Source organism: Streptomyces sp. P17 (assembly GCF_032436805.1).
In the GTDB taxonomy this organism is placed as follows: domain Bacteria; phylum Actinomycetota; class Actinomycetes; order Streptomycetales; family Streptomycetaceae; genus Streptomyces.
In genome coordinates, this window is sequence record NZ_JAVRBF010000118.1 from 1 (window position 1) to 9,969 (window position 9,969).

At 67.7% G+C, this 9,969-nt stretch carries 11 protein-coding genes and 1 tRNA gene; 7 read left to right on the top strand and 5 right to left on the bottom strand.

All coding sequences use genetic code 11. The features are described 5' to 3' along the window. Positions 1-66: 66 nt before the first annotated feature. Positions 67-720 carry a hypothetical protein gene (locus RMT89_RS38865; RefSeq protein WP_315888477.1) on the bottom strand — a complete coding sequence of 218 codons (654 nt, stop codon included), beginning with the start codon at positions 718-720 and terminating at the stop codon, positions 67-69. A gap of 331 nt (positions 721-1,051) precedes the next feature. On the opposite strand from RMT89_RS38865, the gene RMT89_RS38870 reads away from it, so the two are divergent. The 3 genes from RMT89_RS38870 to RMT89_RS38880 all read left to right on the top strand — a co-directional run bounded on the left by RMT89_RS38870 (position 1,052) and on the right by RMT89_RS38880 (position 3,874). Then, on the top strand, positions 1,052-1,690 hold the full coding sequence (locus tag RMT89_RS38870; protein WP_399498766.1) for a group II intron reverse transcriptase/maturase: 639 nt from the start codon (positions 1,052-1,054) through the stop codon (positions 1,688-1,690). A gap of 168 nt (positions 1,691-1,858) precedes the next feature. Further along, positions 1,859-2,923 carry a site-specific integrase gene (locus RMT89_RS38875; RefSeq protein WP_315888478.1) on the top strand — a complete coding sequence of 355 codons (1,065 nt, stop codon included), beginning with the start codon at positions 1,859-1,861 and terminating at the stop codon, positions 2,921-2,923. Positions 2,924-3,121: 198 nt separating this feature from the next. Beyond that, positions 3,122-3,874 (top strand): MBL fold metallo-hydrolase, encoded by a 753-nt coding sequence (locus RMT89_RS38880; protein ID WP_315888479.1) that lies wholly within the window; start codon positions 3,122-3,124, stop codon positions 3,872-3,874. A 68-nt stretch (positions 3,875-3,942) separates the two neighbouring features. On the opposite strand, the gene RMT89_RS38885 is transcribed toward RMT89_RS38880, so the two are convergent. Together RMT89_RS38885 and RMT89_RS38890 are read right to left on the bottom strand one after the other, a co-directional pair. Then, positions 3,943-5,193: a PTS transporter subunit EIIC gene (locus tag RMT89_RS38885; protein ID WP_315888480.1), complete on the bottom strand. Its 1,251-nt coding sequence runs from the start codon at positions 5,191-5,193 to the stop codon at positions 3,943-3,945. A 135-nt stretch (positions 5,194-5,328) separates the two neighbouring features. Then, complete coding sequence (locus RMT89_RS38890) at positions 5,329-6,615, bottom strand: PTS transporter subunit EIIC (protein ID WP_315888481.1); 1,287 nt, start codon at positions 6,613-6,615, stop codon at positions 5,329-5,331. A 127-nt stretch (positions 6,616-6,742) separates the two neighbouring features. Between RMT89_RS38890 and RMT89_RS38895 the strand changes: the two genes are divergently transcribed. The 4 genes from RMT89_RS38895 (at position 6,743) to rdgB (ending at position 8,964) form a co-directional block, all read left to right on the top strand. Next, positions 6,743-6,976: a PTS glucose/sucrose transporter subunit IIB gene (locus tag RMT89_RS38895; RefSeq protein WP_315888482.1), complete on the top strand. Its 234-nt coding sequence runs from the start codon at positions 6,743-6,745 to the stop codon at positions 6,974-6,976. 91 nt (positions 6,977-7,067) lie between these two features. Further along, the gene (gene rph, locus RMT89_RS38900; RefSeq protein WP_315888483.1) at positions 7,068-7,805 is read left to right on the top strand and encodes a ribonuclease PH; all 738 of its coding nucleotides are present in this window, start codon (positions 7,068-7,070) and stop codon (positions 7,803-7,805) included. Between the two features lie 144 nt (positions 7,806-7,949). Beyond that, positions 7,950-8,351, top strand: coding sequence for a hypothetical protein (locus RMT89_RS38905; RefSeq protein WP_315888484.1), 402 nt, complete (start codon positions 7,950-7,952; stop codon positions 8,349-8,351). Positions 8,352-8,361: 10 nt separating this feature from the next. After that, positions 8,362-8,964 (top strand): RdgB/HAM1 family non-canonical purine NTP pyrophosphatase, encoded by a 603-nt coding sequence (gene rdgB / locus RMT89_RS38910; protein WP_315888485.1) that lies wholly within the window; start codon positions 8,362-8,364, stop codon positions 8,962-8,964. Between the two features lie 46 nt (positions 8,965-9,010). Here the strand turns inward: rdgB and RMT89_RS38915 are convergent. Further along, positions 9,011-9,095 (bottom strand) — tRNA-Leu (locus tag RMT89_RS38915). Between the two features lie 13 nt (positions 9,096-9,108). Then, on the bottom strand, positions 9,109-9,969 hold an 861-nt coding region (locus tag RMT89_RS38920; protein WP_315888486.1), incomplete at its 5' end, for a hypothetical protein.

A 9,969-nucleotide genomic window follows, 5' to 3' on the forward strand; every position in this document is an offset into this window, starting at 1 on the left:
ATCATGCTGATGTCACGGCGCCTGGCGGGCACGAAGGACGCCAAACACCGGAAATGATCAGTTTGTTCACGGGCTCTTAGAGAGCACGGGCAGGAATCGATTGGCGGTGCCCGAGGCACGCTCCGACTCCGACAACTTGACTCGCAGCTCGGTCGGCGTGATGTGCCCGACAACCACGATGTGTGGATCGGTCGCCGTCCGCTTGTTCACCGTCAAGGTTTGCAAGGTGCCGCCGTCCCACGCCTGCCGCAGCATCGGAAGGAGCGTGTTGCCCTCGCGCTTGCCCTGGGCGAGCACCGCGGCGAACTCGGACTCGGTGACGAGGAGACGCTTATCCGGAACGCCCTCGTCGAAGCCCTTTTCGTCTGGGTCACGTCCGACGCCATCGCGCACGCAGTGGATGAGTCCTTCGGCGCTGGAGAGCCCGTTGACGAAGTTCTCGGTGCCGAACAGGCCCGCCGCGCCTGCGGCCACGAGCAGGCGGCGGATCTCGCCTGCCGAGGTTCCCTTCATGCCGCCTGCGGTCTTGCCGACGACGAGCACCCAGAGCCGGGCCCCGTGCTCGACACCACCTGCACGCATGTGCGGGCCACGACCGATCATCGCTCCGGCGCCGGCGTACAGGGTGAACAGCAGCGCCGCAGGGTCGGCCTCAGTGTGCGGCTCCAGTTCCCTCACGATGCGGCCCGGGAGGCCGTAGTACGCATTGTCGGAGAGCACGGGCCATGGCCGCCCCCGGGCGACGCATCGACCGAGAGTGCGGACACGTCCTTGCCGGTGGCGGGCTCGAACTCCGCCTTCAGCCTCTCCCGGCTCATGACGCCCTCCCGATGCCGTCACGGAGGGCTTCGCGGAGGGTCCGGTCGATCTCGTCGTCCGGCAGGCCGGCGATCTGGGCGGCGTCGTACAGCTCGTCGATCACGGCGCGCAAGCCCGAACCGGGGCGGCGAGGTTCCTCGGCTACGACATCACCGTGCACCACAACGACCGCAAGATCTCCGGCAGACGGCGCTCTGTCAATGGGACCATCGGTCTGCGTGTCCCCCGTTCGGTGGTATCTGCCAAGCAAGCCCAGTACAAGATGCGCGGCAAACCCGCGCGTCGGCCCGACCTGCTGAACCAGGACGATCACGTCATCATCAGCACCTACGGGTCCGAGTACCGCGGCATCGTCCAGTACTACCTGATGGCCGGCGACGTCTTCCGACTCGCCCGGCTGCAATGGGTCATGGAGACCTCGATGCTGATGACGCTCGCCAACAAGCACCGCTCGTCGGTGTCGAAGATGGCTCGCAAATACGCGGCCACCATCGACACGCCGCACGGGCTCCGCAAGTGCTTCGAGGCTCGCGTCGAACGCACCGGCAGGAAGCCGCTGGTCGGACGGTTCGGCGGGATCCCGCTGAGACAGAACAAGAAGACGGTCATCACCGACCGTCGGCTGGCCCCGGTCAACACCAAACGCAAGGAACTGGTCACCCGGCTCCTCGCCGGGCGGTGCGAGTCATGCGGACGCGTCGACGCAGTGGAAGTCCACCACGTCGCCAAGCTCGCCGATCTCGGACGATCTGGAAACCGGCCTCCGTGGGCAGATCTCATGGCCGCTCGACACCGCAAAACCCTTGTGGTGTGCGGGAGTTGCCACGCGGACATCCACGGAAGGAAACCCGTCCCAGCACTCACGGAGTAGTCACTGGAGAGCGACGTGCGGTGAAAGTCGCATGCGTCGTTCGGGCTGGGGGCCGTGGGAAAAGGGCCTGCTCAGCAGGCACCTCGCCGACGGCCCACCAGTACCCTGTCCCGGCCGGACAAGGGTTCCCAGTCCTGCAAGGAGCACAGCACCAAGACGAAGACGGTCGTGCCCAACGCCGATCACGGCAAGGGCATGCGCTGGCAGGTCCGGTACCGCGACCCGGGCCGTAACCAGGCGAAGGAGAACTTCACCACCAAGTCCCAGGCGGAGCGCAGGGCGGCCGAGATCGCAACGGACCTGGACAAGGGCCAGTATGTCCATCCCAGCGAGTTGCGGATCACGTTCCGCGAGTTCGCCGAGCAGTGGCGCAAGGCGCAGCCACATCGGGCGACCACTGCGCGCGACGTCGAGACCGTCCTACGGCTGTACGTCTACCCGACGTTCGGCGACCGCCGGCTGGCATCGATCCGGCAAGGTGAGCTGCAAGCATGGTTGACCGGCCTGGTCAGGGTGAACGGTCTGGCACCCCGCACCGCCAGGAAAGCTCAGCAGAAGGTCTCCGCCGTGTTCAACGCGGCCGTGCGCGACCGGCTTATACCGGTGTCGCCCTGCGCCGGACTGAAAGCTGTGGAGGTCCCTCACGCCGAGATCACGCCACTTACCTCAGCGGAGGTACATAAGCTCGCCCACGCCATGCCGGCCCGGTACCGGGCGCTGGTCATCCTCGCGGCCGGAAGCGGACTGCGGGCCGGAGAGCTCTTCGGCCTCCAAGTGCGGCACATCGACTTCCTCCGTCGCACGGTGAAGGTCGAGCAGCAGGTGCAGCGGGCCTACCCCGGCGTGGTCGTGTGTCCGCCCAAGACGAAGCATTCGTACCGCACGGTGCCCGTACCGCAGAGCGTGATCGATGCCCTCGCCGCTCACCTGAAGGCGTACCCGGCGGAGCAGGACGACTTCGTCTTCGCCGGCCCCGTCAACGCGGACCACTTCGCCGACACCGTCTGGCGTCCGGCGGTCAAAGCGGCCGGGCTCCCCAAGGGCACTCGGCTGCACGCCCTAAGGCACACGTACGCGAGCGTCTTGATCAAGCACGGTAAAGGGCCGAAGACCGTGGCCGCGCGGCTGGGTGACACCGTGATCGTGGCGATGGCGATCTACGCGCATCTGTTCCCCGACGAGGACGAGGACACCCGCGAGGCGGTCGAGGAGTTCCTGGCCGAGGCAGCGTGATGTGCCCTCGATGTGCCCTCGGATCTTGGTCGAACGGCTGAGCGCCAGCTAGCCCGCAGGGCAGCGCCGCACAGGTGAGTTCGCCCACAACAGCCCTTGGCGGAGGAGCGACCGGACGTTTTGCGCCTTACGCTCGACGAACCGCACGACCCCCGTCGCCCCCTATCCGGATTTCCCGCCAGCGGAGGTTTCTGCTTCATGAAGCTCACCGTCGTCGGCTGCTCGGGGTCGTTCCCGTCCGCGGAATCGGCCTGTTCGAGCTACCTCGTCGAGGCCGACGGCTTCCGGCTGCTCCTCGACATGGGCAACGGCGCCCTTGGCGAGCTGCAGCGCCACTGCGGTCTCTACGACCTCGACGCGATCTTCCTGAGCCATCTGCACGCCGACCACTGCATCGACATGTGCGCGTACTTCGTCGCACGCTACTACCGCCACGACGGCGGCCGCTGCGACCCGATCCCGGTCTACGGACCCGAGGGCACGGAGCACCGGCTGACCACGGCCTACGCCGACACCCCCTCGGCCTCCTCGATGAGCGAGGTCTTCGACTTCCACACCGTCAAGCCGTCCACCTTCGAGATCGGCCCGTTCACGGTGCACACGGAGCGCGTGGCCCATCCGGTGGAGGCGTACGGCATCCGCGTCGAGCACGGCGGGAGGTCCCTGACGTACTCCGGCGACACCGGCGTCACCCCGACGCTCGACGAACTCGCCCGCGACACCGATCTGTTCCTGTGCGAGGCGGCCTTCACGCACGGCAAGGAGAACATCCCCGACCTGCACCTCAACGGCCGCGAGGCAGGCGAGACGGCGGCCCGCGCGGGCGCCCGCCGCCTGGTCCTGACCCACATCCCCCCGTGGACCGACGCCCAGGTCAACCTGGCGGACGCCCGCGCGGTCTACGACGGTCCGGTGGAGCTGGCGGCGCCGAGGCAGACGTACGAGATCTGAGACCCGCACGACATGACGAGGCCCCCCGGAACGGTTCCGGGGGGCCTCGCCGTCGTTCAGACCTCGGCTCACGCCTTGGTGAGGTCCTCGACCTCCTCCTCGGGCTCGCGGCCCGGGGTGGTGAGGTTGAACCTGGTGATCGCGAAGCGGAAGACGACGTAGTAGATCACGGCGAAGACCAGTCCGATCGGGATGATCATCCAGGGCTTGGTGGCCAGATTCCAGTTGAGGAAGTAGTCGATCGCGCCGGCCGAGAAGCTGAAGCCGTGGTGCACGCCCATGGCCCAGGTGACGGCCATCGAGAGCGCGGTCAGCACCGCGTGGATGACGTAGAGCAGCGGCGCGATGAACATGAAGGCGAACTCGATCGGCTCGGTGATGCCGGTGACGAACGAGGTCAGCGCGAGCGACATCATCATGCCGCCGACGGCCTTGCGGCGCTCGGGGCGGGCCGTGTGCGTGATCGCCAGGGCGGCGGCCGGGAGGGCGAACATCATGATCGGGAAGAAGCCGGTCATGAACTGGCCCGCGGTCGGGTCGCCGTGGAAGAAGCGCGGCAGGTCGCCGTGCCAGACGGCACCGGCCGGGTCCTTGAAGGAACCGATCTCCTGCCAGGCCACGGTGTTGACGAACTGGTGCATGCCGACCGGGAGCAGCGCGCGGTTGATCGCGCCGAAGATGCCCGCACCCGCTGCGCCGAGACCGGTCATCCACTCGCCGAAGTTGGTGATGACCTCACCGACGGGCTCCCAGGCCAGGCCGAAGAAGACACCGACGATGGTGCCGATGAAGGCCATCAGGATCGGGACGAGCCGACGGCCGTTGAAGAAGCCCAGCCAGTCGGGGAGCTTGGTGCGGTGGAAGCGCTGCCAGGTGACGGCGGCTATGAGGCCCATGATGATGCCGCCGAAGACCTTGGGGTCGTTGTAGGTGGCGGCGACGTCCGCACCCTTGGTGACCTTTGCTTCGGTGATCGGGAACGCGGTCAGCACGTTCTTGTAGACCAGGAAGCCGACCAGCGCCGCCAGTGCGGTCGAGCCGTCGGCCTTCTTGGCGAAGCCGATGGCGATGCCGACACAGAACAGCAGCGGCAGGTTGGCGAAGACGGCGTCGCCCGCGGTGGCGAAGACCGACGCGACCTTGTTCCAGCCGAGGCCGTCCTTGCCGAACACGTCGTCCTGGCCGAGGCGCAGCAGGATGCCCGCCGCCGGCAGTACGGCGATCGGCAGCTGGAGGCTGCGGCCGACCTTCTGCAGGCCCTGGAACAGGCCGGATCCCCACTTCTTCGTGGGGGCCGCCGATGCGGTGGCGGTGCTCATAGACTTCCTCCATCGGGTGGTGGTCTACACCACTCAGTGGTGTAGACCTGTTGTAGCACGATGAAGGGCGCATAAGGAACCCGCGATTCCGTTACCGGAACCGCGGGTTGTGCAACCGTTGTTCGGGGCGCGTGATCACGCCTTGGTGACGTCCTCGTGTTCCTCCTCCGGCTCCCTGCCCGGCGTCTTGAGATCGAATCTCGTGATCGCGAACCGGAAGATCACGTAATACACGACTGCGAAGGCAAGCCCGATCGGAATGATCGCCCACGGCTTGGTCGCCAGGTTCCAGTTGATGATGTAGTCGATGAGACCGGCGGAGAAGCTGAAGCCGTCGTGCACCCCGAGCCCCCACGTCACCGCCATCGACACACCCGTCAGCACCGCGTGCACCGCGTACAGCAGCGGCGCGATGAACAGGAACGAGTACTCGATCGGCTCGGTGATACCCGTGACGAACGACGTCAGCGCGACCGAGAGCATCAGGCCGCCGACCTCCTTGCGGCGGTGCGGCTTGGCGCAGTGCGTGATGGCGAGGGCGGCGGCCGGCAGCGCGAACATCATGATCGGGAAGAAGCCCGAGGTGAACTGACCCGCGCCGGGGTCGCCCGCCAGGAACATGTTGATGTCGCCGTGCACCACCTCGCCGTCCGGCGTGGTGTAGGTGCCGAACTGGAACCAGATGGGCACGTTCAGGAACTGGTGCAGGCCGATCACCAGCAATGCCCGGTTGGCGATGCCGAAGATGCCCGCACCCCAGGAGCCCGCGTCGCTCAGCCAGTCGCTGAAGTTCTCCAGCGCGTCACCGACCGGCTGCCAGATCCACAGACACAGCGCCGCGAAGGCGATGGCGACGAAGGCCATGATGATCGGCACAAGGCGGCGGCCGTTGAAGAAGCCGAGCCAGTCCACCAGCTTGGTGCGGTGGTAGCGGGCCCAGAAGAAGGCCGTCAGCAGGCCGATGACGATGCCGCCGAAGACCCCCGGGTTCTGGTAGGTGAAGGCCGACACCGCGCCTTCCGCCGTCTGGCAGCCGACGTCGAGTTCCCTCGTCCCCTCCGGGCAGTCCTCGGGAAACTGGCGCAGCACATTGAAGTAGACGAGGAAGCCCGCCACCGCCGCCAGCGCGGTCGAGCCGTCCGCCTTCTTCGCCATGCCGATCGCGACACCGACACAGAACAGCATCGGCAGGCCCAGCTGGCCGTCGAGCAGCGCCCCGCCCGCCCCGTTCATCACCTTGGCGACGTTGTCCCAGCCGAGCCCTTCGTCGCCGAACACATCAGGCTGGCCGAGCCGGTTGAGGATACCGGCGGCCGGCAGGACGGCGATCGGGAGCTGAAGACTGCGGCCCATCTTCTGCAGGCCCTGGAACGCCGACTGCCACCGCCGACGTGCTGGAGAGGTCTCGGAGGGGGCGTTCATCAGTTGGCGACCGCCTGTCAGGTGGTGTAGACCAGTTATCGACGATTGGGTAGCTGTGACGTCATCTTTCGGTACGTACGGCGCAATCGCTCGAAAAGTTGGGCCAACTGTGCGTGAGGAGACCGAAATGGCCACCAAGGCAGAGAAGATCGTCGCCGGGCTCGGCGGCATCGACAACATCGAGGAGGTCGAGGGCTGCATCACGCGCCTGCGCACCGAGGTCAGCGACGCCGCCCTCGTCGACGAGGCGGCCCTGAAGGCGGCCGGCGCCCACGGCGTCGTCAAGATGGGCACGGCGATCCAGGTCGTCATCGGCACCGACGCCGACCCGATCGCGGCGGAGATCGAAGACATGATGTGAGGCCGGGCACTCCTTGCCCCGGCCTCACCTGAAGGGGTCCCTTCCCACCGGGGGAGGGGCCCCTTCCACATGTCCGGCTAGGCTCATCGCCATGTCACGCATCGACGGCCGCACCCCCGAACAGCTCCGCCCGGTCACCATCGAACGCGCCTGGAGCAAGCACGCAGAGGGCTCCGTCCTCGTCTCCTTCGGCGACACGAAGGTTCTGTGCACCGCCTCCTTCACCGAAGGCGTCCCGCGCTGGCGCAAGGGCAGCGGCGAGGGCTGGGTCACCGCGGAGTACGCCATGCTGCCCCGCGCCACCAACACCCGCGGCGACCGCGAGTCCGTCCGGGGCAAGATCGGCGGCCGTACGCACGAGATCAGCCGCCTCATCGGCCGATCCCTGCGCGCGGTCATCGACTACAAGGCGCTCGGCGAGAACACGATCGTCCTGGACTGCGACGTACTGCAGGCCGACGGCGGCACGCGTACGGCGGCCATCACCGGCGCGTACGTGGCACTCGCGGACGCCATCGCCTGGGCCCAGGGCAAGAAGCTGATCAAGCCCGGCCGCCGGCCCCTCACCGGAACCGTGTCCGCGGTCTCGGTCGGCATCGTCGGCGCAGTCCCGCTCCTCGACCTCTGCTACGAGGAGGACGTGAAGGCCGAGACCGACATGAACGTCGTCTGTACCGGCGACGGCCGCTTCGTCGAGGTCCAGGGCACGGCGGAGGCCGAGCCCTTCGCCCGCGACGAACTGAACTTCCTGCTGGACCTGGCGGTTTCGGGCTGCACCGAACTCGCTGTCCTCCAGCGCAAGGCCCTTGATACCGTCCTCGAAAAGTAAAGGACGCACCAAGCCAGGCGTCCGGCACGGGCAACCACGCCGACCGCCCCCGCGTCAGTAGGGGTACGGGCGTACGACACACCGTCGTACGCCCGGCCAGGCACGGGGGCCTGCCGCAGGCCTGAGCACGGGAGGGACACCAGCATGGGCGCGAGCCGACGCCGTCGGAGCCGTATCGCCATTGTCGCCGCAGTGGCCGCAGTAGGGCTGACCGCCGGACTCACCACCGGCTGCGACGCCGTCAGCAAGGCGCTGGACTGCGTCCAGACCGCCGAGGCCGTCGCCGACAGCGTGACCGAACTCCAGCAGGCGGTGGAGGGCGCGGCGAACGACCCGACGCAGATCGACGAGTCCCTCGACTCCATCGACAAGAACCTCGGCGAGGTCGGCGACAAGACCGGCAACGCCGACGTCAGCAAGGCGGTCGACGACCTCTCCGCCGCGGTCGACAACGTCCGTACGGCCATCAAGAACGGCGACGAGACCCCCGACCTCACCCCGGTCACCGACGCGGCCGGCGAACTCACCAAGGTCTGCACACCCTGATACTGGGGGCATGACCCGCCTGATCCTCGCCACGCGCAACGCCGGAAAGATCACCGAGCTGAAAGCGATCCTCGCCGACGCAGGTCTGAGCCATGACCTGGTCGGCGCGGACGCGTTCCCGGGCATCCCGGACGTCAAGGAAACCGGAGTGACGTTCGCCGAGAACGCCCTCCTCAAGGCCCACGCCCTGGCCCAGGCCACGGGCCTGCCCGCGGTGGCCGACGACTCGGGCCTCTGCGTGGACGTCCTGAACGGCGCCCCGGGCATCTTCTCGGCCCGCTGGGCGGGGAAGCACGGGGACGATCGCGCGAACCTGGACCTGCTGCTGGCCCAACTGTCGGACATCGCCGACGAACACCGCGGCGCCCACTTCGCCTGCGCGGCAGCACTCGCCCTGCCGGACGGCCGGGAGCGAGTGGTCGAGGGCCACCTCCGAGGCCTACTGCGCCACACCCCGGTCGGCACGAACGGCTTCGGCTACGACCCGATCCTCCAGCCGGACGGCGAGTCCCGAACCTGCGCGGAACTGACCCCCGATGAGAAGAACGCGATCAGCCATCGCGGGAAGGCGTTCCGGGCGCTGGTGCCGGTGGTTCGGGAGCTGTTGGGCTGAGGCGTGAGAGAGGGGCCGTCCCCTTCGGGCGGCCCCTCTGCGCATGTGCGGCCGGTGGGACTCGAACCCACACGGGATTTCTCCCACGGGCACCTAAAACCCGCGCGTATCGCCTATTTCGCCACGACCGCCCCAAAACGGACATCATGCTCGACCGGTGACGTCCAGTGTACGGGGCGAGCCAGCTGCGCGACGAGGGGTGCCCCTCGCCTTCTGGCGACACCATGTCTCCGTCAGCGCATGACAGTTGGGGCACAGGGACCGCAGGTTCTCCCGCCGATTGTCGCGCCAGTCTCCGTTGGTGTGATCGATCTGTAGTGTGATCGGCTGCCCCAGCCACTCGCCCTTGTTGCCGCAGGTCTCGCATGCGTATGGCGCGCCGACTTCGGCCAGGGCTCGGTGAAGCTGAGATCTGTTGGTCCGGCCCGCGTCCGGAGGCAGGACGGTCAGTACTCGGTGAGAGATGGGCTGGGGGACGGGGCGATCCGGTCGGGCCCAGGTTCGGCGCGTGAAGTGGCTTGTGTCCAAACCGAGCCGAGCTGCCGCGCGGCGCACGCGCCGGTGATTGGTGTCGTTCACGTCCAGACCCATGCCGCGCATCACGTCGGCGTAGCTCGTGGAGTGTGGCACCAGGTCGCGGAGCCTGCCCTCGGGGATCGATGCGCGTTGATGGGAGAAGTGCCCGGTGTCGATGTGCTGGTTGCGCAGCAGGCGGCTCAGGGTTGCACGCGAGCGGCTGTCGTCCGGTACACCCAGAGCCCGCGCCACGCCGCGTACGCTGGTCGCCCCTGCTGCGGCTGCCTTGAGTTCTCCGGTGGTGAAGGGCAGGTCCAGGTCGGTCCGGTCGATGCCGGGGAAGTGGCTGATGTCGATCCCCGCAGCGCTGATGCGACGCCGGATGTGGGACAGAGTGCCCGTGGCGGGCGTCGCGCCTAGGGGGTGTTTTGAAAGTCCTGTGCGGTGCCCGCGGTGTTCGGTGCGTGCCCTCGGCGTGCCGGACGAAGG

What these genes read in the sequence shown, in the direction of transcription:
- RMT89_RS38905 (WP_315888484.1), top strand. Translation starts at nt 7,950, where the DNA reads ATGGGCGCGAGCCGACGCCGTCGGAGCCGTATCGCCATTGTCGCCGCA.
- RMT89_RS38895 (WP_315888482.1), top strand. Translation starts at nt 6,743, where the DNA reads ATGGCCACCAAGGCAGAGAAGATCGTCGCCGGGCTCGGCGGCATCGAC.
- RMT89_RS38880 (WP_315888479.1), top strand. Translation starts at nt 3,122, where the DNA reads ATGAAGCTCACCGTCGTCGGCTGCTCGGGGTCGTTCCCGTCCGCGGAA.
- RMT89_RS38890 (WP_315888481.1), bottom strand. Translation starts at nt 6,615, where the DNA reads ATGAACGCCCCCTCCGAGACCTCTCCAGCACGTCGGCGGTGGCAGTCG.
- rdgB (WP_315888485.1), top strand. Translation starts at nt 8,362, where the DNA reads ATGACCCGCCTGATCCTCGCCACGCGCAACGCCGGAAAGATCACCGAG.
- RMT89_RS38885 (WP_315888480.1), bottom strand. Translation starts at nt 5,193, where the DNA reads ATGAGCACCGCCACCGCATCGGCGGCCCCCACGAAGAAGTGGGGATCC.
- rph (WP_315888483.1), top strand. Translation starts at nt 7,068, where the DNA reads ATGTCACGCATCGACGGCCGCACCCCCGAACAGCTCCGCCCGGTCACC.